Annotated in this window: 21 protein-coding genes; 7 read left to right on the top strand and 14 right to left on the bottom strand. The window is 69.2% G+C overall.

Annotated elements, in window-relative coordinates; all coding sequences use genetic code 11:
- Positions 1 to 6 precede the first annotated feature (6 nt).
- Positions 7 to 1,023 (bottom strand): hypothetical protein, encoded by a 1,017-nt coding sequence (locus SNE35_RS19740; RefSeq protein ID WP_320424707.1) that lies wholly within the window; start codon positions 1,021 to 1,023, stop codon positions 7 to 9.
- A 146-nt stretch (positions 1,024 to 1,169) separates the two neighbouring features.
- A complete protein-coding gene (locus SNE35_RS19735) occupies positions 1,170 to 2,495 on the bottom strand; it encodes an MgtC/SapB family protein (protein ID WP_320424706.1) in 1,326 nt (441 codons plus the stop codon).
- A gap of 224 nt (positions 2,496 to 2,719) precedes the next feature.
- On the opposite strand from SNE35_RS19735, the gene SNE35_RS19730 reads away from it, so the two are divergent.
- From SNE35_RS19730 to SNE35_RS19720, 3 genes are read left to right on the top strand one after another with little or no spacing between them, the layout of a single operon-like run.
- Positions 2,720 to 5,098 carry a TonB-dependent receptor plug domain-containing protein gene (locus SNE35_RS19730; protein WP_320424705.1) on the top strand — a complete coding sequence of 793 codons (2,379 nt, stop codon included), beginning with the start codon at positions 2,720 to 2,722 and terminating at the stop codon, positions 5,096 to 5,098.
- 4 nt (positions 5,099 to 5,102) lie between these two features.
- Positions 5,103 to 6,380: a dipeptidase gene (locus SNE35_RS19725; protein ID WP_320424704.1), complete on the top strand. Its 1,278-nt coding sequence runs from the start codon at positions 5,103 to 5,105 to the stop codon at positions 6,378 to 6,380.
- A gap of 26 nt (positions 6,381 to 6,406) precedes the next feature.
- A complete protein-coding gene (locus tag SNE35_RS19720) occupies positions 6,407 to 8,881 on the top strand; it encodes a TonB-dependent receptor plug domain-containing protein (protein WP_320424703.1) in 2,475 nt (824 codons plus the stop codon).
- A gap of 112 nt (positions 8,882 to 8,993) precedes the next feature.
- Here the strand turns inward: SNE35_RS19720 and SNE35_RS19715 are convergent, their stop codons facing one another.
- The 11 genes from SNE35_RS19715 to SNE35_RS19665 are packed head-to-tail and all read right to left on the bottom strand — an operon-like array spanning position 8,994 to position 19,477.
- Complete coding sequence (locus SNE35_RS19715; RefSeq protein WP_320424702.1) at positions 8,994 to 9,719, bottom strand: sulfite exporter TauE/SafE family protein; 726 nt, start codon at positions 9,717 to 9,719, stop codon at positions 8,994 to 8,996.
- Positions 9,719 to 10,141 (bottom strand): YeeE/YedE family protein, encoded by a 423-nt coding sequence (locus SNE35_RS19710; protein ID WP_320424701.1) that lies wholly within the window; start codon positions 10,139 to 10,141, stop codon positions 9,719 to 9,721. The genes SNE35_RS19715 and SNE35_RS19710 overlap by 1 nt, the downstream gene beginning before the upstream one ends.
- A 4-nt stretch (positions 10,142 to 10,145) precedes the next feature.
- Entirely contained in the window at positions 10,146 to 10,580 is a 435-nt protein-coding gene (locus SNE35_RS19705; protein ID WP_320424700.1) for a YeeE/YedE family protein, read from the bottom strand.
- A gap of 30 nt (positions 10,581 to 10,610) precedes the next feature.
- Positions 10,611 to 11,624: an LLM class flavin-dependent oxidoreductase gene (locus SNE35_RS19700; RefSeq protein ID WP_320424699.1), complete on the bottom strand. Its 1,014-nt coding sequence runs from the start codon at positions 11,622 to 11,624 to the stop codon at positions 10,611 to 10,613.
- Positions 11,625 to 11,626: 2 nt separating this feature from the next.
- Entirely contained in the window at positions 11,627 to 12,541 is a 915-nt protein-coding gene (locus SNE35_RS19695) for an ABC transporter substrate-binding protein (protein WP_320424698.1), read from the bottom strand.
- Between the two features lie 11 nt (positions 12,542 to 12,552).
- Positions 12,553 to 13,470 (bottom strand): ABC transporter substrate-binding protein, encoded by a 918-nt coding sequence (locus SNE35_RS19690; RefSeq protein WP_320424696.1) that lies wholly within the window; start codon positions 13,468 to 13,470, stop codon positions 12,553 to 12,555.
- 29 nt (positions 13,471 to 13,499) lie between these two features.
- On the bottom strand, positions 13,500 to 15,284 hold the full coding sequence (locus tag SNE35_RS19685; RefSeq protein WP_320424695.1) for an amino acid ABC transporter permease/ATP-binding protein: 1,785 nt from the start codon (positions 15,282 to 15,284) through the stop codon (positions 13,500 to 13,502).
- Positions 15,281 to 15,844, bottom strand: a complete 564-nt coding sequence (locus SNE35_RS19680) for a GNAT family N-acetyltransferase (RefSeq protein ID WP_320424694.1) — start codon at positions 15,842 to 15,844, stop codon at positions 15,281 to 15,283. Before SNE35_RS19680 ends, SNE35_RS19685 begins: the two co-directional genes overlap by 4 nt.
- A gap of 33 nt (positions 15,845 to 15,877) precedes the next feature.
- The gene (locus SNE35_RS19675) at positions 15,878 to 17,104 is read right to left on the bottom strand and encodes a M20 aminoacylase family protein (RefSeq protein ID WP_320424692.1); all 1,227 of its coding nucleotides are present in this window, start codon (positions 17,102 to 17,104) and stop codon (positions 15,878 to 15,880) included.
- On the bottom strand, positions 17,105 to 18,448 hold the full coding sequence (locus SNE35_RS19670; RefSeq protein ID WP_320424690.1) for an LLM class flavin-dependent oxidoreductase: 1,344 nt from the start codon (positions 18,446 to 18,448) through the stop codon (positions 17,105 to 17,107). It lies immediately after the preceding gene.
- 24 nt (positions 18,449 to 18,472) lie between these two features.
- Positions 18,473 to 19,477 (bottom strand): LLM class flavin-dependent oxidoreductase, encoded by a 1,005-nt coding sequence (locus tag SNE35_RS19665; RefSeq protein ID WP_320424689.1) that lies wholly within the window; start codon positions 19,475 to 19,477, stop codon positions 18,473 to 18,475.
- Positions 19,478 to 19,722: 245 nt separating this feature from the next.
- Between SNE35_RS19665 and SNE35_RS19660 the strand changes: the two genes are divergently transcribed.
- The 4 genes from SNE35_RS19660 (at position 19,723) to SNE35_RS19645 (ending at position 23,347) form a co-directional block, all read left to right on the top strand.
- A complete protein-coding gene (locus tag SNE35_RS19660) occupies positions 19,723 to 20,067 on the top strand; it encodes a DUF3088 domain-containing protein (RefSeq protein WP_320424688.1) in 345 nt (114 codons plus the stop codon).
- Between the two features lie 105 nt (positions 20,068 to 20,172).
- Positions 20,173 to 20,664 (top strand): rhodanese-like domain-containing protein, encoded by a 492-nt coding sequence (locus SNE35_RS19655; protein ID WP_320424687.1) that lies wholly within the window; start codon positions 20,173 to 20,175, stop codon positions 20,662 to 20,664.
- A 42-nt stretch (positions 20,665 to 20,706) separates the two neighbouring features.
- Entirely contained in the window at positions 20,707 to 21,636 is a 930-nt protein-coding gene (locus SNE35_RS19650) for a family 2A encapsulin nanocompartment shell protein (protein WP_320424686.1), read from the top strand.
- Entirely contained in the window at positions 21,611 to 23,347 is a 1,737-nt protein-coding gene (locus tag SNE35_RS19645) for a family 2A encapsulin nanocompartment cargo protein cysteine desulfurase (RefSeq protein WP_320424685.1), read from the top strand. The genes SNE35_RS19650 and SNE35_RS19645 overlap by 26 nt, the downstream gene beginning before the upstream one ends.
- Before the next feature lie 179 nt (positions 23,348 to 23,526).
- Here SNE35_RS19645 and SNE35_RS19640 read toward each other — a convergent pair whose 3' ends face one another.
- Positions 23,527 to 23,898, bottom strand: coding sequence for a hypothetical protein (locus SNE35_RS19640; protein WP_320424683.1), 372 nt, complete (start codon positions 23,896 to 23,898; stop codon positions 23,527 to 23,529).
- Between the last annotated feature and the right edge of the window lie 219 nt (positions 23,899 to 24,117).

The following is a 24,117-nucleotide window of genomic DNA, read 5'->3' as shown; positions in this document are numbered from 1 at the left end:
GCGGGCTCAGCTCGCGAACAGCGGCAGCGGGGTGCTGCTGCGCCGGGATGCGACCGCGAGGGACTCCCTCAGCTCGGTGCTCGTGCAGACCTGGTCGACGCCGCGCGCCACCACGCATTCGCGGGCGAGGTGTTCGGCCTCGCTGGCCCGGCGTGCGAGCAGGCTGCGCAGCTGCCAACGGGCCAGTGCCACCTGGCAGGCGGCGGCGCGTGTCGCGCACAGGGCGCCGCGTGCTGCGGGCGCCGCATTGCAGATGAACAGCCAGAGTGCGTCCAGCCGCTCCAGCGCCTCGCTCGCCCGTGCATCGTCGGGGCTGGCCGTGCCCAGGCTGCGCCGCACCGCCTGCACGGCGGCCAAGGTGGCCATGGGATTGGCGGGCCGGTGCCCGCTGCCGCGCAGGCCCGCGCAGCCGGCGGGCTCCAATGCGGCAGCAAAAGGCCGCTGCCGCATCGCTGATTCATGGGCCGCCGCGGCGCCGGCTTGCTGACCGGACAGCAGCGCATGCGCCTGCGTGCCCCGCGGCAAGCCCGCGCCGGACGCCAGCACGCTCCATGCGGCCGGGCTGGCGGCGTAGAGGCCCTCCACGCTGCTGGCGCCGCCATTGGCATAGCCGCAGATGCGCAGGCCGCCGTGGCCCGCCTCCATGCCGCAGAGATCCGCGCCGGCTTCGGCCGCCATCAGCAAGGTCTGGGCGCTGGCGATCACCACGGTGCTGGCCGCGATCCGCCAGGGTGTCTCGTCCTCGCCCGCCACGCCGGCCGCGCCGCGCACCGCACCCGATGCATCCAGCAGCAGCTCCAGCGCGGTGTGCCCGGGGCGCCAGCCGATGAGCCGGCAGCCGGGGCTCTGCGCATCCGAGAGCCAGGGGTTCCAGGCGGCGGCGTCCTGCATCGGCGCCTGCAGCCCGTCGAGTTCCAGGCCGTCGAGCACCAATACATGGGCGCTCTCGGAGGCCGCGGCGCAGGCCGCCTGGATGCCGGCACAACCCGCGCCGATCACCAGCACATCGCATGCGTCCGACAAGGTAGATGTTGGTCTTGTGATGCTGCCCATGGATCTCGTGGCCCTTTCCTCTCAGGCTGGACGAGACGATAGGGCGCCGGCCCCCGGCGGCGAACGAACGAAATCAAGTTTGCAAATTCGGGCGCTGCATCGAGCGCGGGAGCGAGCTACCGGCCCAGGTGCTCCACCTGCGGCAACCAGCCCGACACCCAAGGCCGCACGGCGCCCCAGGCCGCGACGCCGATCAGCCCGGCGATCGTCACGCAGACCATGGCCGTGGCCAGGCGCGAGATCAGCTGCCGGTTGCGCGTCTTCAGCACGAAGGAGAGGCTGAACACGATGCTGGTGAACGAGGCCAGCACGGCGCCGGTGCCGGCCGCCGTGGGCGACAGGCTGCCCTGCGAAGCCAGCGTCGCTGCAGCGGCCACCGCGCTGGCGCTGGACATCAGGCCGCCGACCACGCTGACGAAGTAGAAGCCCACGTCACCGAACTCGCGCTGCGTCACGCCGCCCAGCACGTGCAGCAGCAGGAACACCACGCCGTACTTCAGCGCCTGGGGCAGCGAGAAGGGCAGGTCCAGCTCCAGCTTCACGGCGCTCTCCTCATCGCTGGGCGGGCGCAGCCGGCGGTAGCTCAGCAGCACGAAGACCGAACTCGTCAGCAGCATCAGGCCGAAGGCCATCAGCGAGCCGACCAGGGCCAGTGGCGCGAGGATCATCAGCAGCCCTGCGTTGCGGACCAGCATCGCGGTCGTCGCCAGCAGGATGCCGCGGAAGGCGGTCTCGATGAAGGCCGCGCCGGCCTTCTGCACCCGCGAGGACAACTCGATCACCGTGAAGTTGCTGTTCACCAGGCCACCCAGGAAGCCCGACAGCTCGGTACCGCGCGTGCCGTAGAGCTTCCACAGCGTGTAGTTCACGAAGCCGATGCCGGCGATCAGGATCACCGTGATCCAGGCGGCGCGCGGCTCGATCAGGCCCCAGGGGCCGACGGCGCCGATGGGCAGCGCCGGATAGATCACGATGGCGAGGATCGCCAGCAGCAGCGCCGAGCGGATCTCGCCTTCGGTGAGCCCCATCGAGAAGCCGGCCAGCCGCTCCTTCCAGGCCAGCAGCGCGGTGGCGATCACCATCACCGCGGCCGGAGAGATCGTGTGGCCCTGGCCGCACAGCACGCCGGCCATGCAGGTCACCAGCATGGCGGCCGAGGTGGTCAGCTCCGTGCCATGGCCGGCGCGCAAGGTCTGCAGGTTCAGCAGCACGGCCAGCACGCCGACCAGGCAGAGGATGACCAGCGAGTAGGCCGTGCCGAGCGAGCCGCCCATTGCGCCCAGCAGGCAGATGAAGCCGAAGGTGCGCAGGCCCGCTTCCTTGCCGCGCCGCTCGCGCTCCATGCCGATCAGCAATCCGAGCGCGAGGCTCAGGGCCAGGCGCACGAGGATCTGCAGGTAAGGCCATTCCGCGTTCGGCAGCGCCACGATGGTTTCAGGCATCCGTTCGATTCCTTCCGTTGTCAGCCCCTGAGTCTATGAGCGTGCAGGGGCCGTCGCGCGCGCCAATCTAAGGACCGGCGCCACCCGCAGCTACGAAGCATTCCTCACACCCTTATTCGGGATGGCGGTTTAAGCAACATCAGTTTGCTTCTTTGGGTTTCGTAAAGCCGCTCGATAAGGTCCCGGACCTGTTCATCCAAGACCACCAAGAGGGACCGCGCTACATGACTTCGAAGAACGCTCCGACCGTCTTCCTGGCTGCCTTGCTGGCCGCAACCGCCCAGGCCGAGCCGGCCTCGTCATCGACAACGACGGCCACCGCGGCGCTGGACAGCGTCATCGTGACCGGCACGCGAACGACCGGCACCAAGGTCAGCGAGAGCGTGTCGCCGATCTCCATCGTCAGCGCCGACGACCTGATGCAGACCGGCCAGCGCAACGTGATCGACGCGCTGGCGCGCCTGGAGCCGAGCTTCGTGGCCCGCGCGCTGGGCGGCGACTACGCCAACATCGTCCGCTCCGCCACCTTGCGCGGGCAGGGCCCGAACCAGACGCTGGTGCTGGTCAACGGCAAGCGCCGCCACACGACGGCCTTCATCTCCACCAGCGGCGGCCTGACCTCCGGCGCCGCCGCGGTGGACCTGGACCAGATCCCCGTCTCTGCCATCGAACGCATCGAGGTGCTGCGCGATGGCGCCGCCGCGCAGTACGGCTCGGACGCCATCGCCGGCGTCATCAACATCATCCTGAAGAACTCGCAGACCGAGGGCACGCTGGACGTCTCCTACGGCCAGTTCCACAAGAGCGACATCAACCCGAACGGCCTGGGCAACGGCCGCACGCGCAGCGTGTCGGCGTCGAAGGGCTTCCGTCTCGATGGCGACGGCTTCCTCGACATCAGCGCCGAATGGCGCGACAAGCTGCACACCAACCAGACCGGCCCCGAGCTGCGCACGACGACGATCGACAAGTACGCGAGCCGCATCATCGGCGACGCGGCCTACGACCTCGGCGCGCTGGGCTTCAATGCCGGCAAGACCCTGGCCAACGGCATCGAGGCCTACGCCTTCGGCACCTTCGCCACCCGCCGCGCGGACTCGTACCAGAACCAGCGCCTGCCGAACAACCCGGCGTTCGCGACCCTGGTCGCCGCCGGCATCTACACGCAGGGCTTCGAGCCGCGCGAGACCACGTCGGAGCAGGACCGCTCGATCACCGCGGGCGTGCGAGGCCGCTTCGCCGGCGATGGGCGCTGGGACGCGAGCCTCACCACCGGCGGCGACCGGATCGATCTCGGCGTCGACAACACCATCAACGTCGATCTGTTCAACGACACCGGCAGCAGCCCGACCCGCGCCAGCATCGGCCGCTTCTCGAACCGCCAGACCACGGCCAACCTCGACTTCAGCAAGCCCTTCGACGTGGGCCTCGCGCGGCCGCTGCAACTGGCCGGCGGACTGGAGGCCCGGCAGGAGCAGTACGGCATCGGGGCCGGCGATTTCGCCTCGCACTACGAGGGCGGTACTCAGGCCTTCGTCGGCCTGACCGAGCACGACGCCGGCACGCACGACCGCAACGTCTTCGGCGCCTACTTCGACGCCGAACTGCGGCCGGCGCAAGGCCTGCAACTCGGCGCCGCGCTGCGCACCGAGCACTACAACGACTTCGGCGACACCACCACCGGCAAGCTCAGCGCGCGCTGGGATGCCAGCCCGGCCTTCGCGTTGCGCGGCACGGTCAGCACCGGCTACCGCGCGCCGAACCTGGCCGAGCAGTACTTCTCGTCCACCCTGGTCACGCCGGTCTTCACCTATGTGCAGCTGCCGGCCAACTCGGCGGCCGCCAAGCTCGCCGGCGCGCAGAACCTGAAGCCGGAGAAGTCCGACAACATCAGCCTGGGCCTGGTCGCGCACCCGGCCAAGGACGTGGAGCTGACGGCCGACGCCTACCAGATCCGCATCAAGGACCGCATCGTGCTGAAGACCGGCATCAGCGGCGCGCCGGCCGCCGCGGCGATCGCGGCAGCGGGCATCGTGGCCCAGCCGGGCACATCGGCCTTCTATGCGAACTACTTCGCCAACGGCATCGACACCACCAGCCGCGGTCTGGACCTGTCCGCGCAGACGCGCAGCGACTTCGGCGCCGCCGGCTTCGTCAAATGGTCGCTGGCCGGCAACTTCCAGCACCTGAAGATCGACAAGGCCGACCCGAGCTTCAGCCTCGGTGTGCTGAGCCCGCTGACCGACTCGACTCCGAAGCACAAGCTGGTCGCGACGGCCGACTACACGCTGCGGGACTTCACCGGGACGCTACGCGTCACTCACTACGGCCGCACCTCGCAATGGACGCAGGACGGCCTGACCGGTGGCGCGCCGTGGCACGAGGAAGTCGTCAAGCCGGCCTTCATCGTCGACCTGGAAGTGGGCTACGAATTCAGCGACGGCCTGCGCCTGGCGGTCGGCGCCAACAACATCGCCAACAAGCGGCCCGAGCAGGTGCCGCTGGCCACCGCGCTGCCGACCGGCGGGCAGCTCTACCCCGCCTTCTCGCCCTACGGCATCAACGGCGCCTTCTACTACGCCAACGCCAGCTGGCGCTTCTGAGGCCATGGCGCGCATCCGCAACTCGATCGCACTGGTCGCGGGGCTGCTGCTGGCGGCGGTCGCCATGGCTGTGGACCCGGCCGGGCCGGTCGTGTCCAAGACCGCCCGCGCGTTGCATGAGCAGTTGCTGACGCTGGACAGCCATCTCGACACGCCGATGAACTTCGAGCTGCAGGGCTGGGACATCCTGCAGCGGCACGACGCCTTGCAGGACGGCAGCCAGGTCGACCTGCCGCGCCTGATCGAAGGTGGGCTGGACGGCGGCTTCTGGGCCATCTACACGCCGCAGGGCCCGCGCACGGCGGCCGGCGTGCAGGCGGCGCGCGATGCGGCATTCGCTCCGCTCGTGGCCATCCGTGAACTGGTGGCGGCGCACCCGCGCCAGTTCGAGCTGGCGCTGAAGGCCGACGACGCGGCCCGCATCGCCGCCGGCGGCAAGCGCGTCGTCTTCCTCAGCATCGAGAACGGCTTTCCGGTCGAGGGTGACCCGGGCCTGCTGCAGACCTTCCAGCGCCTGGGCGTGCGCCTCGCCGGCCCGGTGCACCTCTGCAACAACGGCCTGGCCGATTCGTCCACCGATCCCCAGGGCCCCGAGTGGCACGGCCTCAGCGAGCAGGGCCGCCGCTTCGTGGCCGAGGCGAATCGCCTGGGCATCGTGCTGGATGCCTCCCATGCGTCCGACGAGGTGTTGGACCAGTTGATCGAACTGTCGAGGACACCGGTGCTGCTCTCGCACTCTGGCCTGAAGGCGGTGTTCGATCACCCGCGCAACATCGACGACGCGCGCCTGCGCCGCCTGGCGGCTAGCGGCGGCGTGATCCAGATCAATTTCCTGTCCGACTACCTGATCGCGACGCCGCACGATCCGGCTCGCGACCAGGCCCTGCAAGCCCTGTGGGCCGATGCGCGCACGGGGCCGCCCACGCTGGCCGCGCGCCAGGCACTGATCGCCCGCAAGGCCGAAATCGAGCGCCGCTGGCCGGTGCCCCGCGCCAGCTTCGAGGACGCGTTCGCCCACCTGCTGCACGCGATCCGCGTGGCTGGTATCGAGCACGTCGGCATCGGCGCCGACTTCGATGGCGGCGGCGGCGTGACCGGCTTCGAGGACGCCCGCGACTACCCCAAGATCACCGCCCGCCTGCTGGCCGAGGGCTTCGGCCCGGCCGAGATCCAGCAGGTCTGGAGCGGCAACCTGCTGCGCGTGCTGCGCGCGGCTGAAACCTATGCGCAGGGCCTCCAGGCCCGGCCTGTCGGCGCCGCCAGCGCGCCGAGTTCTCCCTGAATGAAAACTCGACACCTCCCTCCCACATGAACCCCACAAGAAAATCCATCGCCCTGGCCGTGATCGGCCTGCTCGGCGGCGCTTCCGCAATCTCCGCACACGCGGCCACGGCCGTGCCGGACACCGAAGGCGTGACGCAGCTCGACGTCGTCGTCACCACCGGCACGCGCGGCCAGCCGCGCACGATCGCCGACAGCCCCTCGCCGATCGACGTCATCGGCGGCGAGCAGATCCAGAAGCTCGGCGGCAACACGACGCTGCGCGATGCGCTGTCGACCCTGCTGCCCTCGTTCGTGACCACCACGCAGTCCAGCCTCTCGGCCGACAGCATTGCGCGGCCCGCCGGCCTGCGCGGCCTGAGCGGCGCCCACGTGCTGGTGCTGGTCAACGGCAAGCGGCGCCACAACAGCGCCATCGTGAGCCTCGCGCCGAACAACCAGAGCAACGGCTCCAACCCGGTCGACATCGATCTGATCCCGATCAGCGCCATCGACCATATCGAGGTGCTGCGCGACGGCGCCGCCGCGCAGTACGGCTCCGACGCGATCGCCGGCGTGATCAACATCATCCTGAAGAGCAACAGCCACGGCGGCAGCAGCGACACCACGCTGGGCACGCACCACCACTACGACAACGGCGGCCAGGACAACGGCAACTCCGTCCAGCAGACCCTGGACTGGGGCCTGGAGCTGCCAGGCCAGGGCTTCCTGAACCTGGCGCTCGATGCCAAGTACCAGCAGGCCACGGTGCGCAACGCCGCGGCCACCGGCGCCTTCTACTACCCCGTCAACGGCCAGCCCGACCCGCGCGAGGCCACGGTCAACAAGAACGTCTACGCCGGTGGCCTGCCGGAGATCAAGGCGCTGAACCTGTCGTACAACGCCGAGCTGCCGCACGACGACACGCTCAGCTTCTATAGCTTCGGCACCTTCAGTGCGCGAGACGGCCGGGTCGGCCAGAACTTCCGCCGGCCCAATTCGCTGAACATCATTCCCTCGATCTACCCCGACGGCACGGCGCCGGTCTACACGCTCGACGAGCGCGATTTCCAGCTCGCCGGCGGCGCACGCGTGGAGGCGGCCGGCTGGTCCTGGGATCTCAGCACGACGTACGGGGAAGACCGCGTGCAGAACGGCTCCGACCACACCTTGAACGCCTCGCTGGGCCCCAGCAGCCCGACCAGCTTCGACACCTTCCTCGGCCGCTTCACGCAGTGGACCAACAACCTCGACGCCACGCGCAGCATCGACGTCGGCCTGAAGAAGCCGCTGCAGGCCTCCTGGGGCCTGGAGCACCGCCAGGAGAAGTACGACACCTTCTCCGGCGATCCGCGCTCCTACGAGTTCGGCGGCTACACCTTCCCCGACGGCCCGCTGGCCGGCCAGCTCGCCACCACCGGCGCGCAGGGCGCGATCACGGTCACGCCCAGCGACGAGGCCCATCTGAAGCGCAACAGCTACGCCGCCTATGCAGACCTGGGCCTGAACCCGGCGGCCAACTGGTTCGTCGGCCTGGCCCTGCGCGCCGAGCACTACGACGACGGCTCGGGCAACACCACCAGTGGCAAGCTCACCACGCGCTACGAAGTGACGCCGGCGCTGTCGCTGCGCGCCACGCTCAGCAACGGCTTCCGCGCGCCGGCGCTGACGCAGTCCGGCTTCGCGCAGACCTCCAACCAGTACAACATCGTCAACGGCGTCAGCCAGTTCGTGCAGTCGAAGTCGGTGCAGGTCAGCTCTGCGATCGGCCAGGCGCTGGGCGCCACGACGCTGAAGCCGGAGAAGTCCAACAACCTGAGCCTGGGCCTGAGCTTCTCGCCCAGCAAGCAGGCGAACGTGACCGTGGACGCCTACCGCATCGAGCTGAACGACCGCATCGCGCAGACGGGCTTCCTGTCCGGCGCGGCCGTCAACGCGCTGCTGGTGAAGAACGGCTTCCAGTCGGGCCAGTCGATCAAGTACTTCGCCAACGCGATCGACACGCGCACGACCGGCATCGACATCGTCGGCGACTACACGCAGGACCTGAAGAGCGCCGGCACGCTGCGCTGGACCCTGGGCTACAACTACAACAAGACCGTCATCACCCACATCCACGACAACCCCTCGCAGCTCGCCGGCCTGGGCCTCACGCTGTTCGACCGCGCGGCGCAGGGCGCGATCACGAACTCGACGCCACGCTCCAAGCTGATCCTCGGCGCGAACTGGCGTCTGTCGGACTGGGACGTGTCAGTCCGGGAAACGCGTTATGGCGGCAACCAGCTGCTCAACGTCAACCCGATCTACGACCAGTCCTATGCCGCCCGCTGGCTGACCGACCTGGAAGTGGGCTACCACCTGAGCCGCGCGGCCACGCTGTCGGTCGGTGCGAACAACCTGTTCAACACCTACCCCAGCCGCAACACGGTGGCCGACACCAACGGCTTCCCGCCGTACTCGAGCATCTCGCCGTTCGGCTTGTATGGGGCGTTCTATTACACCCGGTTGAGCTTGCAGTTCTGATGGCGATGCCCGGGTGGCTTGTGTAGGTTGGAGTGAGCGCAGCGAACTCCAACGCCGGAATGTTGGAGTTCGCGATGCTCACTCCAACCTACGGGGGCACGAGCTTGGTCGATCAACGCCACGCCGCCCACAACAGCGACAGCCCCGAACACAGCATCAGCCCGTCGATCAGGACCGAGAACACCGCCGGGCTCATGCGTACCACCAGCGACTTGCCGGCGAAGGTGCCGGCCATCAGCGAGGAGCCGACCAGCAGGCCCTGCAGCAAGGTGGAAGCGGGCAGGGCGCCGAGCTGGCGGAAGGCGGTGACCTTGCTGAGGTACAGCGCCAGCGCACTGGCCGCTTCGGTGGCGAGGAAGGCGCCGCCCGAGAGACCGTAGGCGCTGAACACCGGCACGCTGAGCGGGCCGGTGGACAGCACGAGGCCGGTGAGGAAGCCGATGAGCGCACCAGCCACGGCGAGCTCACCCAGCCGCAGGCGGCGCCCGACGCCGCCGCGCCAGCGCCGCAGCGCCAGCATGGCCAGGAAGAACAGGCCCAGCATCGAATCGATGACACCCGCCGGCAGCGACAGCAAGGTGCGCGCGCCGAGCGCGGCGGCCGGGGCGCCGGGGATCGCATAGGCCGCGACGGCCTTCCAGTCCACCTGCCGCCACCAGGCCGCGACCCGTGCGAGGTTGGCCAGGATGGCCGCGACCGCCATGATGGGCACGGCCTGCTTGGGGCCGTAGCAGTAGACCAGCACGGGCAGCAGCATCAGCGACGAGCCGGTGCCGATGATGCCGCTGACGCAGCCGGCGACGAGCCCGACGGCCCAGACGAAGACGTAGGCCAGCATCAGCGCTTGACTCGACGCTGCTCGATGATCTCGAACAGCCCCATGCCAGCCAGCATCGCCGCGACGAAGACCAGCGCCTTCAGCTCGCCCGCACCCAGGGCGACAAGACCTGGCCCCGGGCAGAAGCCCGCCACGCCCCAGCCGATGCCGAACAGCAGGCTGCCCGCGAGCAGGCGGCGATCGATGCGGCGCTCCGTCGGCAGCTGCATCTCCGCGCCGAGCAGCGATTGCTTGCGGCGACGTGCCCAGGCGAAGGCGGGCAGGCCCACGGCGATGGCGCCGGCCATCACGAAGGCGAGCGAGGGATCCCAGTGGCCGGCCAGGTCCAGGAAGCCCAGCACCTTGGCCGGGTTGAACATGCCGGAGACGATGAGGCCGAGTCCGAAGACCAGGCCGGAGAGAAGAGCGGCGAGGGCTTGCATGGGTTCAGGCCTGCAGCAGGTGGCGGAGCACGAACACCGTCACGAAGCCCGCCGCCATGAAGGCGAGCGTGGCGGCCAGCGAGCGCGGCGACAGGCGCGACAGGCCGCAGACGCCGTGCCCGCTGGTGCAGCCCGAGCCGTAGCGCGTGCCCACGCCGACGAGCAGCCCGGCCAGCACCAGCGCGCCCCAGCCGGCATCGATTTGCGGCCGCGGCATTGCGGCCACGAGCAGGTACGCGCCAGGCGCCGCGAGCAGCCCCAGCAGGAAGGCCGCGCGCCACGCGGTGTCGCCCTTGATGGGGCGCAGCAGCCCGCCCAGCACGCCGCTGATGCCGGCGATGCGTCCGTCGAGCAGCACCAGCAGCGCCGCCGCGAGACCGATCAGCGCGCCGCCAGCGAGGGCGGCCCAGGGGGTGAAGGCATTCCAGTCGAGAGTCATCCCCGCATTCTGGCGCGAGACGCTCTGGACTCAGGCGGCCTTCAGCACCGGCCTGCCCAGCGCCGGGGCGATCAGCCGCGCGGCGTCCTCGATGATCTGCGCGTACTCCTCCGAGCGGAAGTCGTAGGGCAGCTCCAGGCGCAGCTCGCTGACCTGGGGCAGCACCGGGTCGCGCGAGAGCGTGTCGAGGATCTCGTCGGCGCTGCCCACCAGGTCCGGCGCGAACAAGGTGCGGCGCTCGCCCTGCGGGGCCAGGGTGCGCGCATGCCGGCCGGCCGCGAACTCGCGGTAGCGCTTGCGCGTGGCGGCATCGGCGCCGTCGGTCGGCAGGATGACGCGGCCCAGCGCGATGCGCGGCGCGCGCTCGGCCTGCCAGCTGCTGCGGAACAGGTCGAGCTGCTGCGTCTGCGCGGTGAAGAAGTCGTCGCTCTGCTCGGCGCGGCAGATGTTGCCGATCAAGAGGTTGAAGCCGTTGCGGCCGGCCCACTCGGCCGAGTAGAGCGAGCCGCCGCCGTACCAGAGCCGGTCGGTCAGACCCGGTGCTGCCGGATGCAGGCGCGCGCGCTGGCGGCCGGCGGGCGATTCGATCCAGGCGTCGTCGCCGAGGAAGTCGCCGCGCAGGCTGTCGCGCAGGCGTGAGACGCGCCGGTGCGAGAAATCGATCGTGCTCGGGTGGGCATCGAGCAGCCGGTCGCCCAGCAGCGCGCCGTGCGGCGGTGGCCCGGTGCTGACGCCCACCTGGAGGCGCCCGCCGGAGAGCACGTCCACGGTGGCCAGGTCCTCGGCCAGCCGGAACGGGTTCTCGTAACCCATCTGGATCACCGCGGCGCCGAGGCCGATGTGGCGCGTGCGCTGCGTGGCGGCGGCAAGGAAGGTGGAGGCGGACGAGACGCCGCGCTCCAGGTGCCGCTGGCGCACCCAGGCGCTGTCGAAGCCCAGCGTCTCGGCGCGGGTGAAGAGCTTCAGCGTGGCTTCCAGGCCGGTGGCCGGATCGCTGTCCACGTAGTTACCGGGGATCAGCAAGGCGAGGTGTTGAATGCTCATGATCAGAACTTCGGCAGGCCCGGGGGATTGGTCTCGGCCTGGCTCACCGCTTCCTCGCTGATGCCCCAGCGCGCCAGCGTCTGCGCGTACTTGCCGTTGTGGATCAGCGTGTTGGTGGCCACGGTCAGCGCCGCGGCCAGGCCGCTGCCCTTGCGTGTGGCCACGGCCACGTCGGCCTTCAGCGGCCAGCCGGCGTTGACGGTGCCCACCGCCCGCGTCTTGCCTTCCTTGGCGGCCAGGTAGGCCAGCGGTCCGTAGGGGTTGAAGTGCGCATCGGCGCGGCCCGATTCGAGCGCCAGCTTCGCGGCCACGATGTCGTCGAAGTACAGCAGCTCGGCGGGCTTGCGGCCTGCGGCCACATTGAGCTTGTTCCATTCGAGCAGGATGCGTTCCTGGATCGTGCCGGAGCTGGTGATGATCCGCAGGCCGGCGATATCCTTGGGCTCCTTGATCGACTGGATCGGGCTGTCCTTGCGCACGAAGAAGCCGTGCAGGCCCAGGCGGTAGGTGGAGAAGTCGAACTTCAGCTTGCGCTCCTCGGTGACGCCGACGTTGGAGATCACCGCGTCGTACTTGCCCGAGGCCAGGCCCAGCGGCCAGTCCGGCCAGGCTACCGAGACGAGATCGAGCTGCAGCCCCAGCGCCTCGGCCAATTGATGCGCCTGGTCGGCATCGGAGCCGACGATGGTCTTTGCGTCCGTCGCGTAGGTCGAGGCCGGCGGCACGGCGGCGGTGATGGCCACGGTCAAGGTGCCGGGCTTCACCAGCTTCAGGTCCTTGGGCAGGGCGCGGATGGCGGCCGGGTCGCGCTCGGCATGGATGCGGCCGGCCTGGGCGGGGCTCAGGTCGATCTGGCCGATCTGGGCTTGCGTGGCATTGGCCAGCAGGGCCAGCGCGGCGATGGCAATCAGTTTCATGGCGGGGGTTCTCATTGCTTGGGCAGTCCAGGGGGATTGGTGCGGGACAGGGCGATCGCCTCGGACTCCAGGTTCCAGCGCGTCAGCGCCTTCGTGTAGTTGCCGTTGTGGATCTGTGCGTTGAGGGCGGCGGTGACGGCTTCAGCAAGACCTGACCCCTTGCGCGCCGCGGCGGCGATCTCGGCCGTCAGCGGCCAGCCGCCGGAGAAGGTGCCGACCAGCCGCGTCTTGCCGTCGCGGGCCTCGAAGGCGGCCCAGCCGTTCGGCGCGAAATGCGCGTCCGCCCGGCCGGACAGCAGCGCCAGGCGCAGCACGACCGGATCGTCGAAGTACAGGATCTCCAGCGGCTTCAGGCCGGCCGCCACGTTCTGCTGATTCCAGCGCAGCAGGATCTGCTCCTGGTTCGTGGCCGAGCCGACGATCACGCGCAGGCCGGCCAGGTCCTTGGGCGCCTTGATGGCCTTGATCGGGCTGTCGGCCCGGACGTAGACGCCCAGCTGGTCGTTGCGGTAGGTGGAGAAGTCGAACTTCTCCTTGCGCTCCTCGGTCACGGTCACGTTCGAGACGACCAGGTCGTACTTGCCCGAGGCCAGGCCCAGCGGCCAGTCCGCCCAGGCCACCGACACCAGTTCCAGCTTGCGGCCCAGGCTGTCGGCGATCAGCTGGGCGATGTCCGGAGAGCTGCCGACCGGCGTGCGGTTGTCGGTGGCGTAGTCGCCGAAGGGCAGCACGCCCACGGTGGTGGCAACCAGCAGCACGCCGTCCTTGGCGAACCTGGCCTTGGGCGTCAGCAGCTTCAGCGCCTCGGGCACCGGCTGCGCGCGGGGGCGGTCGGCCTGGGCGGGGCTCAGGTCCACCGGCGGTGGGGCCGCTGCGGCAGCGGCCAACGGAACGGCCAGGCACAGCAGCAGGAGTTTGCGAAGAGTCATGTGGATGTCGATGAAGGATGAAGGAAGGCTCAGAGCACCTTGTCCAGGAAGGCGGCCGTGCGCGGATGGCGCGGCGCGGAGAAGACCTGCTCCGGCGAGCCGGACTCCAGGATCCGGCCGCTCTCCATGAAGACGACCGTGTCGGCCACCTCGCGGGCGAAGCCGATCTCGTGGGTGACGATCACCAGGGTCGTGCCGGAGCGGGCCAGTTCCTTGATCACGTCCAGCACCTCGCCGACCAGCTCGGGGTCCAGGGCCGAGGTCGGCTCGTCGAACAGCAGCACCTTGGGCTTCAGCGCCAGCGCGCGGGCGATCGCCACGCGCTGCTGCTGGCCACCGGAGAGCTGGCGCGGATAGGACGCGGCCTTGTCGGCCAGGCCCACGCGGGCCAGCAGCTCGCGGGCCTGCGCCTCGGCCTCCTCACGCTTGAGGCCGCGCACGGCGATCGGCGCTTCGACCAGGTTCTCCAGCACGGTCAGGTGCGGGAACAGGTTGAAGTTCTGGAACACCATGCCCACGTCGACGCGGCGATGCAGCACCTCGGTCTCGGCCAGCTCGTAGAGCGTGTCGCCCTGCTGGCGGTAGCCGATCAATTCGCCGTCGACGGCGATGAAGCCGCGGTCCACCCGTTCCAGGTGGTTGATGCTGCGCAGCAGCGTCGACTTGCCGGAGCCCGAGGGGCCGAGGATCACCGTCACCGCGCCGGCCGGCACGGTGAGCGACACATCGTCCAGCACGCGCAGCAGGCCGTAGTGCTTGGTCACGCCGTGCACCGAAACCTCGCCGCGGCTCACGCGGTGCGCGGCCCAGCTCGGCGCGCCGGAGGCGATCGGCACGACCGGGGCCGCGCTCTGCACCTGCTCGCGCTTCAGCCGCTTGAAGAAGGAGCCCGGCACGTTGCGCAGCGCACCGCGCGAGTAGTGCCGCTCGATGCGCTGCTGCACCAGGGTCAGCACCGTCAGGATCACCAGGTACCAGACGGTGGCGACCATCAGCAGCGGGATCACCTCCAGGTTGCGCCGGTAGATGATCTGGATCGTGTAGAAAAGCTCGGGCAGGGCCAGGATGTAGACGACCGAGGTGCCCTTGGCCAAGCCGATGATCGCGTTGAAACCGTTGGGCAGGATCGAGCGCATTGCCTGCGGCAGCACGATGCGGAAGGCCTGGCGGCTGCGCGAGAGACCCAGCGCCGCCGCCGCTTCGAGCTGCCCCTGGTCGACCGACAGGATGCCGCCGCGGATGATCTCCGCCGCATAGGCGGACTGGTTCAGGGTCAGGCCGATCACGGCCGCCGCGAAGGGGCCCAGCAGCTGCGTGGTCGGGTAGGAGAACCAGGTCCAGCCGGTGAGCGGTACGCCGACGGTGATCGTCTCGTACAGATAGCCCAGGTTGTTGATCAGCAGCAGCAGCACGATCGGCGGGATCGAGCGGAACAGCCACACATAGCTGAACGACAGGCCCGACAGCAGCGGCGAGCGCGACACCCGCGCTAGCGCCAGCAGGGTGCCGATCGAGAAGCCCAGCACGCCGGCCAGCACGGTCAGCAGCAAGGTGCGGCCCAGGCCGACCAGCACGGCCTCGTCGAAGAACCACTGCGCGAAGACGCCCCAGCCCCAGCGCTCGTTGGTGAACACCGATTCGGCCACCAGCGCGATCACCAGCAGCGCGAAGACGGTGCCGGCCGTGCGCCAGGGGTAGCGCGCGGGCACGACTCTCAGCCGCGAGTAGTCCGTTGGCTGCGAACTTTGGGGCGGACTCTGCGGCGCGGCCGCGGTGCTGCGCTCGATGGGCAGCGTGGCAACGGAGGTGTTCATCGCAGGCTCAATTCAGCGGGTTGGGATGCGGCGATCCGAGCGACAGGGGCCGCGGAAGCCAGATGCTTCTCGAAGGGCAGGGCGCGCAGCGCCTCGCGGTTGGCGTCGGGAGAGAACAGCGCCGTGTAGCCCTCGCGCAGGTACAGCGCCTCGGCCTCGGGCTGGCGGAAGCCCGTGGTCAGGTAGAAGCGCCGGTAGCCCTGGCGCAGCGCCTGCGCTTCCAGCTCGGCCAGGATGCGGGTCGCCAGGCCCTGGCGGCGCAGGCGCTTGTCGGCCCACACGCGCTTGACCTCGGCGGTGTGCGGATCGGGGTGATGCTTGAAGGCGCCGCCGGCGACGGCCACGCCGTCGCGCAGCAGCAGCACGAAGCTACCACCGCGGGCGGGGGTGAACAGCTCGTCCGGGTAGCGCGCCATCTCGCGCTCGGCCGATTCGCCGATTTGCCGGAACAGCTCGCCGTAGCGGCTCTCGTATTCGAAACTCAGCTCGTCGACCAGCGGCCGGGCGCGCGGATCGCCGGGAACCGTGTAGACGAATTCTTCATTGCCGATGATGGCCATGGGTGTCCTCCTCCCTCCGTTGTGCTCAAGCGCTTAAGCGAGATAGCGTTCGGCCAGCCGTGCCCAGTAGGTCGCGGCGGGGGCCAGGATCGCGTCGTTGAAGTCGTACTTGGGGCTGTGCAGCGAGGCGCTCTCGCCGTTGCCGATGAACAAGTAACTGCCCGGTTTCTCCTGCAGCATGTAGGCGAAGTCTTCGCTGGCGGTGCGCGGGCGGAAGTTGGCGTCCACCTTGCCCGAGCCCAGCGTTTCCTGCGCCACCGTACGGGCGAAGTCGGTCTCCTCGTCGTGGTTGATGACGGCGGGGTAGCCCCATTGGTAGACCACCTCGGCCGTGGCGCCGAAGCTCTCCGCCTGCGCCTTGGCCAGTGCCGGCACGCGCTGGCGCAGCAGTTCGCGCACTTCGGGTTTGAAGGAGCGGGCGGTGAGTTTCAGCTCCACGCTGTCCGGGATCACGTTGGCCGCGAAGCCGCCGTGGATCGCGCCGATGGTGACCACGCCCATGTCCAGCGGATTGACGTTGCGCGACACGATGCTCTGCAGCGCCGTGATCAGGTGCGCGCTGACGACGATCGGGTCCACCGTCTCCTGCGGCTGCGCGCCGTGGCCGCCCTTGCCGCGCACGGTGATGGTGGCCTGGTCCACCGAGGCCATGGCCGGGCCGTTGACGCAGCCGAGGTGCCCCGCGTCCACGCAGGGCCAGTTGTGCAGGCCGAACACGGCGTCCACCGGAAACCGTTCGAACAGCCCGTCGGCGATCATCTTCTTGGCGCCGCCGCCCATCTCCTCGGCCGGCTGGAAGATCAGCTGCAAGGTGCCGTCGAACTCGCCGTGCTTGGCCAGGTAGTGCGCGGCGGCCAGCAGCGCGGCCGTGTGGCCGTCGTGGCCGCAGGCATGCATCACGCCCTCGTTCACGCTGGCGTAGGGCAGGCCGGTGGCCTCGGCGATCGGCAGCGCGTCCATGTCGGCGCGCAGGCCCAGGCGCTTCGTTCCGTTGCCCCGGCGCAGCGTGCCCACAACGCCGGTCTGGGCAACGCCGGTCGTCACCTCGTAGCCCCAGGCGGTCAGGCGCTCGGCCACCAGGGCGGCGGTGCGATGTTCCTTGAAGGCCAGCTCGGGGTGGCGATGGATGTCCTGCCGGATCGCGATGAACTCGTCGATGCCGGCCGTGATCACGGCGCCGATGCGCTCGCTGGCCTCGCGGGCCAGGGTCTGCGCCAGGCTGGGGGCCTGGTTCAGCGCGCGGGTGTCGTCGCTACCCATTTAAGCAGCCTTGGCGACGGCGGGCTTGTCGCCGGCGTTCGCGTAGCGGCTTTCCTTGCGCGGCAGGCCCAGGTGGTCGCGCAGGGTGGCGCCGGGCAGCTCGCGGCTGTAGCGGCCGCGGGCCTCTAGCACCGGGATCACGAAGTCGATGAAGTCCTGCAGGCCCTGCGCCTGCACCGCGAAGCCGAGGATGAAGCCGTCCACCGCGCCTTCGTCCACCCAGCGGATGATCTCGTCGGCGATGCGCTCGCCGCTGCCGACGAACTGCGAGGCCGGCGTTGCCGATTCCAGCGCGACCTGGCGCAGGGTCAGGCCCTTCTCCTTCGCCGTGGCCTTGATGCGGTCGGTAGTGGACTGGAAGCTGTTCTTGCCAAGATCGCCCAGCTCGGGGAAGGGCCCGTCCAGCGGGTACTGGCTGAAGTCGTGGTGATCGAAGAAGCGGCCCAGGTAGGCGAGGGCATCCTCGATGCTCAGCAGCTCACGGATCTGCTGGTGCTTGGCCTGCGCCTCTTCATCGGTGGCGGCGACGACCGGGCCGATGCCGGGGAAGATCTTCACTTCGTCGGCCGCGCGGCCGTGCGCCACCGCGCTGTTGCGCACCTGGGTGCGGAACTGGCGCGTGTCGTCCAGGTTGGGCGAGTGGGTGAAGACAGCGTCCGCGTACTTGCCGGCCAGCGAGATGCCGGCGTCGGACGAGCCGGCCTGGAAGATCACCGGCTGGCCCTGCGGCGAGCGGCCGATGTTCAGCGGGCCGGCCACCTTGAAGAAGCGGCCGACGTGGTCCAGCGTGTGCAGCTTGTTGGCGTCGAAGAACTGGCCGGTCTCGCGGTTGCGGACGATCGCGTCTTCGTCCCAGCTGTCCCACAGGCCCTGGGTGACCTGCAGGTACTCGTCGGCGATCTCGTAGCGCAGCGCGTGGTTCGGATGCTCGCGGTTGTAGTTCTTGGCCGAGCCTTCCAGCGGCGTGGTGACGACGTTCCAGCCGGCGCGCCCGCCGCTGATCAGGTCCAGCGAGGCGAACTGCCGGGCCACGGTGAAGGGGTCGCTGTAGCTGGTGCTGACGGTGCCGGCCAGGCCGATCTTGGTCGTGCTGGTCGCCAGCGCCGACAGGATGGTCAGCGGCTCGAAGCGGTTGAGGAAATGCGGGATCGATTTCTCGTTGATGTAGAGGCCGTCGGCCACGAAGGCGAAGGCGATGCCGGCGGCCTCGGCCTTCCTCGTGGTCTCGACGATGAAGCCGAGGTTGACGCTCGCGTCGGCCGGGCCGGACGGATGGCGCCAGGAGTTCATGTGGCCGCCGGCGCCGTGCAGCATGATGCCGAAGGGGATGTGCTTTGTGGTCATGGCTTGCTTCTTCCTTGGGTGGGTTCAGTTCACGGTGGCGGGAACGAGCGCTCCGGCCAGCAGTTCGATCGATGCGAGGCGAGCGGCGTAGTCGGCCACCGGCATCTCGACGAGGAATTCGTCCACGCCGTGGCGCTGGTGCAGTTCGTCGAGCTCGGCGCGGACCTGCTCGGCGGTGCCGGCGATGACGTGTGGCGTCAGCACCTCGGTGCGGTAGTCCGCCACGCCGGCAGCGCGGGCGAACTCGGCGGCGGCTTCCTGCGTCGGCAGGTTGACGCTCTGGCCGGTGGACAGGTGCAGCTTGATCATCTGCTTGGGGCCGGCCAGGCGCCGGGCCTCTTCCTGCGTGTCGGCCACGAAGGCGAACAGGGCCAGCAGCGGCGAGCGGCCGGTCGCCTCGCGATAGGCCTGCAGCGAACGCGTGACGTTGGCGGGATCGCCGTTGAAGTGGCCGGCGTAGCAGAAGTCCCAGCCCAGGCGGGCCGCGGTGAGCGCACTGCCGGGGCTGCCGCCGAGCAGGATGCGCGCGGGCGGCACCGGCGGCACGGGTCGCGCCAGCGCGCCGTGCAGCGGGTGGTCGTGCGGCAGCGTGTCGTCGAGGAAGTGGCCCAGCTCGTCCAGTTGCTCGTCGAAGGCGGCGGGCTTGGTCTTGTCGTGGCGCGACTGCAGCGCGCGGGTCGTGGCCGGCAGGCCGCCCGGCGCCTTGCCCACGCCCAGGTCCACGCGGCCCGGCGCCAGCGAGGCCAGCACCTTGAAGGTCTCAGCCACCTTGAAGGGGCTGTAGTGCTGCAGCATCACGCCGCCGGAGCCGACGCGGATGCTGCTGGTGCGGGCCAACAGGTGGGCGATCAGGATCTCCGGCGCGACGCCGGCGAGCTGGTCATTGCCGTGGTGCTCGTTGAGCCAGAAGCGGTGGTAGCCCAGCGCCTCGGCGCGCTGTGCCAGCTGCGTCGTGCGGTGCAGGGCCTCGGCGGCGGTGGAGCCGGCGGGGATCAGGCTCTTCTCGAGCAGGGAGAGCTTGTAGCTCATGGCAGCCGGGTCGCAGCCCGGTGCGCGATCGAAACGTTGACTTGCATGGAGGCCCTGGAGCAGTGAAGTTGCGGGCCATTCTGTTGAGCACGAACCCCGGTGTGAAGCTCGTTCTTCTCATCTGCTTATGCGCCCCGCATTGGGGGCGTGCGACGCATATCGATAGGCGGATTTCGCGCTCGAACCGGGCGGGAATTTCAACTAGCCTTGATCACGTTTTCAACAAGTAACTGGAAGGTGTATTCGTGAGTCGTGATCGATTGCTCTTGCTGCAGCCGGGCTTTGCCGATGCCAAGCACCCTGGAGAGAAGTTCGTCTGCCCGCATGGGCTGGCGATCGAAGGCCTGCTTGCCGCCGCGCCCGAGCTAGCGGACCGGCTCGATGTGCAGCGGCTCGCCTTCCAGCGGCCGCGCCCGGTCGTGATCGAGGCGCTGGATGAAGACCACCAGGGCCTGCCGGTGCTGATCCTCGGCGACGAGCATCCCGCGCCCGACGATGCGTCGGCGCTCGGCGAGCGGCGCTACGTCAACGACCCGAAGCGCATCCTGGCCTTGCTTGCCGAGCGGCATGGATTCCCCAAGGTTCATTGAGCCTTAGCTGTTCCTCGTTTCCTGCATAAGCAAGCTCCGAACGAGACGTTCACGCGCGCGGACGCGGTTCATAAGCTGGAGTCTTCTTGTCCAGGAGACCCCGTCATGTTCGCCGTTCTCGCCCCCAATTCAGCCGCAGTCCTTTCCCCCGAACTTCAACAGGCGCTCGACGAAGCGCGCCGCGCCGCGCGTCTGGACGGCGTGCCCTTCGCGGGCAGCCTGCCGCCCAAGACGGCGTGGGCGCTGGTGCAGGCCGGCGCAGCCCGGCTGGTCGATGTGCGCTCCGTCGAGGAGTACCGCTTCGTCGGCCACGTGCCCGGCACCTTGAACGTGCCCTGGGCCACCGGCACCAGCCTCACGCGCAACCCGCGCTTCACGCGCGAGCTGGAAGCCAAGCTGGCCGACAAGGAACTGCCGGTGCTGCTGCTGTGCCGCAGCGGCAAACGCTCGGCGCTGGCGGCCGAGGCCGCGACCCGTGCGGGCCTGCCGCAGGTGTTCAACGTGCTGGAAGGCTTCGAGGGCGAGATCGACGCCTACGGCCAGCGCGGCCACGGCGACGGCTGGCGCTTCCATGGCCTGCCGTGGCAGCAGGACTGACCTTTTCCCTTTCTCCGTTTTCTCTTCAACCCAGGAGTCTCCATGGCCGAAAGCCTTGAACCCCAGCAGGCATTGAGCGACAACGCTGCCCGTCAGCTTGCCAATGCCACCAAGACCGTCCCCCAGCTTTCCGCCATCAGCCCGCGCTGGCTCGTGCACCTGCTGCAATGGCTGCCGGTCGAAGCCGGCATCTACCGTCTCAACCAAGTCAAGAACGCCAAGGACATCCGCGTGTCCTGCGCGGCACGCGACGAGAGCGAGCTGCCGCAGACCTTCGTCGACTACGACGAGAAGCCGCGCGAGTATTTCCTCAACGCGGTGTCCACCGTGCTGGACGTGCACACCCGCGTGTCCGACCTCTACAGCAGCCCGCACGACCAGATCAAGGAGCAACTGCGCCTGACCATCGAGATCATCAAGGAGCGCCAGGAAAGCGAGCTGATCAACAACCCCGACTACGGCCTGCTCGCCAATGTCGCGCCCGACCAGATCGTCTACCCGCTGACCGGCGCGCCGACGCCGGACGACCTGGACGAGCTGCTGACCAAGGTCTGGAAGGAGCCGGCCTTCTTCCTCACGCACCCGCTGGTGATCGCCGCCTTCGGCCGCGAGTGCACCCGCCGTGGCGTGCCGCCGCCGACGGTGAGCCTGTTCGGCTCGCAGTTCCTCACCTGGCGCGGCGTGCCGCTGATTCCCTCGGACAAGGTGCCGGTGGCCGACGGCAAGAGCAAGATCCTGCTGATCCGCGTCGGCGAGAAGCGCCAGGGCGTGGTGGGCCTGTTCCAGCCGGGCCTGGCGGGCGAGCAGAGCCCGGGCCTGTCGGTGCGCTTCATGGGCATCAGCCGCAACGCGATCGCCAGCTACCTGATCTCGCTGTACTGCTCGCTGGCCGTGCAGAGCGAGGACGCGCTGGCGCTGTTGGATGACGTGGAGATCGGCAAGTACCATGAGTATCCAGACAGTTACAAGTGAGGCGCAGGGCCTGCTGGACATCGCCACGCTGAGCCGCCTGGCCGGTGAGTTCTTCGCTGAGCTGCCCGGCGGTGGGAGCAATCCGGCGCTGGCACCGGCGATCGAAGCCGCACCGGCGGGGCAGGGCCATGCCGCGCAGGCGCCACGCCAGGGCGGCGCGGCCCAGGGCGTGCCGCAGGCCTATGCGGCGGCGCTGCCGTTGCCCAGCGCCTCGGCGCCCACCCGGCCTGCGCCGGGCGGCTACTACTTCATCGACGAGGCGAAGGCGCCGCAGCAGGCCACGGCTGCGCCGGATCCGGTGATCGAGGACCGCGTGACGCCGCAGGCCTTCGGCCTGCCGGGGCAGGACAGCTTGAAGGCGCTGCTGACCGACTTCCGCGAACTGAACGGGGCGCGCGATGCCAGCGGCGGCTACTACTTCGTGCAGCCCGAGCAGCAGCGGGCCTACGAGGCCCGCGCCGGCGAGCCGCAGACGAAGCCGCGCTCGGTGCCGGGCGGCTTCGACGTCGACGCGGTGCGGCGCGATTTCCCGATCCTGCAGGAGCGGGTGAACGGCCGGCAGCTCGTGTGGCTGGACAACGCGGCCACCACGCAGAAGCCGCAGCAGGTGATCGACCGGCTGGCCCACTTCTACCAGCACGAGAACTCCAACATCCATCGCGCCGCGCACGAGCTGGCGGCGCGGGCCACAGATGCCTACGAGGGTGCGCGCGATACCGTCGCGCGCTTCCTGGGCGCGGCCAGCAGCGAGGAGATCATCTTCGTGCGCGGCGCGACCGAGGGCATCAACCTGGTGGCCAAGAGCTGGGGCGCGAAGCACATCGGCGCGGGGGACGAGATCATCGTGTCCCACCTGGAGCATCACGCCAACATCGTGCCCTGGCAGCAACTGGCGGCCGAGAAGGGCGCCCGGCTGCGCGTGATTCCGGTGGACGACACGGGCCAGGTCCTGCTCGACGAGTACCGCAAGCTGCTGAACCCGCGAACGAAGCTGGTGGCGGTGACGCAGGTCTCCAATGCGCTCGGCACCATCGTGCCGGTGCACGAGATCGTGGCGCTGGCCAAGGCCGTGGGCGCGCGCACCTTGGTGGACGGCGCGCAGTCCGTCTCGCACCTGCGGGTCAACGTGCAGGCGCTGGGCGCGGACTTCTTCGTGTTCTCCGGCCACAAGGTGTTCGCGCCGACCGGCATCGGCGTCGTCTACGGCCGCCGCGATGTGCTGGAGGAGACGCCGCCCTGGCAGGGCGGCGGCAACATGATTGCCGACGTCACCTTCGAGCGCACGGTCTACCAGCCGCCGCCCGCGCGCTTCGAGGCCGGCACCGGCAATATCGCCGACGCGGTGGGCCTCGGCGCGGCGCTGGACTACCTGCAGAAGCTGGGCCTGGAAAACGTGGCGAAGTACGAGCACGACCTGCTGGAGTACGCGACGCACCAGCTCGCCCCGATCCCGGGCCTGCGCCTGATCGGCACCGCCTTGCAGAAGACCAGCGTGCTGTCCTTCGTGCTGCAGGGCTACCAGACCGAGCAGATCGGCAAGGCGCTGAACGACGAAGGCATCGCGGTGCGCTCCGGCCACCACTGCGCGCAGCCGATCCTGCGGCGCTTCGGCCTGGAGGCCACGGTGCGGCCGTCGCTGGCCTTCTACAACACCTGCGACGAGATCGACCACCTCGCGGCCGTGGTGAAGCGCCTGGCTCACCGGCGCTGAGCACGCGGTAAAAAAGGAGCCCCCTCGGAGACATCTCGGAGGGGGCTCAAATCACCCGTGAAGGTGAGGAGACAAACTTCCTGCTCCGTTGCCGGAGCCCATGACCTGAACGATATCTGCCGGGCCCTGCCGCGGCAACGAAGCGTTCCGTCGATGTTTATGCAAGTTTCATTCGGCCTTCATTCGGCGTTCATGACCACTTCGGCGTTGCGGCCGGCGGGCACGTCGTTGCCGATGGACTTCGCATAGGCTTGCAGCGGGGTCAGCTTGGCCTTCGGGGCTTCGATGGCGACGCTGTCGTAGCGTTGTTGCTCACCGACTTGAGCGGCGGCTGCCAGCGCGTCTTGCTTCGTCGCGCCGTTGTTGATCAGGTATTGGGCGTAGGAGCCGGCGACGAGCACGGTGCGCGTCGGGGTGGCCGGTGCGGCGACGGTCGTGTCGCCCAGCACGGTGCGGCGGTATTGGTCGTAGCCCGATGCATTCGCCGACGAGGCACCCAGCAGGGTGGCGGTGGAGATCAGGGCAGCGGCGATGGTGAAAACGGTCTTCATGATCAGGTCCTTTCGGGTGTTGCTTCGGACTCCGCACTCGCTTCGTCCATGGGATGAACTGTAGGACTGAAGGACTAGGGTAAATACTAGGTATTGCTGAATAGATCGTTCAACAAATCCGAAAGACGGGCCGTGCAGCCGTGTAGGCACATTGCCTGCCGACGGTCGCGGCCTTCGCGTACTTTCACTGCCGGCATCCGCTGCTGTCCGGCGTCTCCG

Origin of the sequence: Roseateles agri, assembly GCF_034043675.1 — a bacterium.
GTDB lineage: Bacteria > Pseudomonadota > Gammaproteobacteria > Burkholderiales > Burkholderiaceae_C > KK5.
Note: the sequence above shows the minus strand (reverse complement) of the source record. Positions and strands in the feature narration are given on the sequence as shown.

Coding starts and splice junctions, on each gene's coding strand:
- SNE35_RS19735 (WP_320424706.1), bottom strand. CDS start 2,495: ATGCCTGAAACCATCGTGGCGCTGCCGAACGCGGAATGGCCTTACCTG.
- SNE35_RS19730 (WP_320424705.1), top strand. CDS start 2,720: ATGACTTCGAAGAACGCTCCGACCGTCTTCCTGGCTGCCTTGCTGGCC.
- SNE35_RS19725 (WP_320424704.1), top strand. CDS start 5,103: ATGGCGCGCATCCGCAACTCGATCGCACTGGTCGCGGGGCTGCTGCTG.
- SNE35_RS19720 (WP_320424703.1), top strand. CDS start 6,407: ATGAACCCCACAAGAAAATCCATCGCCCTGGCCGTGATCGGCCTGCTC.
- SNE35_RS19715 (WP_320424702.1), bottom strand. CDS start 9,719: ATGCTGGCCTACGTCTTCGTCTGGGCCGTCGGGCTCGTCGCCGGCTGC.
- SNE35_RS19710 (WP_320424701.1), bottom strand. CDS start 10,141: ATGCAAGCCCTCGCCGCTCTTCTCTCCGGCCTGGTCTTCGGACTCGGC.
- SNE35_RS19705 (WP_320424700.1), bottom strand. CDS start 10,580: ATGACTCTCGACTGGAATGCCTTCACCCCCTGGGCCGCCCTCGCTGGC.
- SNE35_RS19700 (WP_320424699.1), bottom strand. CDS start 11,624: ATGAGCATTCAACACCTCGCCTTGCTGATCCCCGGTAACTACGTGGAC.
- SNE35_RS19695 (WP_320424698.1), bottom strand. CDS start 12,541: ATGAAACTGATTGCCATCGCCGCGCTGGCCCTGCTGGCCAATGCCACG.
- SNE35_RS19690 (WP_320424696.1), bottom strand. CDS start 13,470: ATGACTCTTCGCAAACTCCTGCTGCTGTGCCTGGCCGTTCCGTTGGCC.
- SNE35_RS19685 (WP_320424695.1), bottom strand. CDS start 15,284: ATGAACACCTCCGTTGCCACGCTGCCCATCGAGCGCAGCACCGCGGCC.
- SNE35_RS19680 (WP_320424694.1), bottom strand. CDS start 15,844: ATGGCCATCATCGGCAATGAAGAATTCGTCTACACGGTTCCCGGCGAT.
- SNE35_RS19675 (WP_320424692.1), bottom strand. CDS start 17,104: ATGGGTAGCGACGACACCCGCGCGCTGAACCAGGCCCCCAGCCTGGCG.
- SNE35_RS19670 (WP_320424690.1), bottom strand. CDS start 18,448: ATGACCACAAAGCACATCCCCTTCGGCATCATGCTGCACGGCGCCGGC.
- SNE35_RS19665 (WP_320424689.1), bottom strand. CDS start 19,477: ATGAGCTACAAGCTCTCCCTGCTCGAGAAGAGCCTGATCCCCGCCGGC.
- SNE35_RS19655 (WP_320424687.1), top strand. CDS start 20,173: ATGTTCGCCGTTCTCGCCCCCAATTCAGCCGCAGTCCTTTCCCCCGAA.
- SNE35_RS19650 (WP_320424686.1), top strand. CDS start 20,707: ATGGCCGAAAGCCTTGAACCCCAGCAGGCATTGAGCGACAACGCTGCC.
- SNE35_RS19645 (WP_320424685.1), top strand. CDS start 21,611: ATGAGTATCCAGACAGTTACAAGTGAGGCGCAGGGCCTGCTGGACATC.
- SNE35_RS19640 (WP_320424683.1), bottom strand. CDS start 23,898: ATGAAGACCGTTTTCACCATCGCCGCTGCCCTGATCTCCACCGCCACC.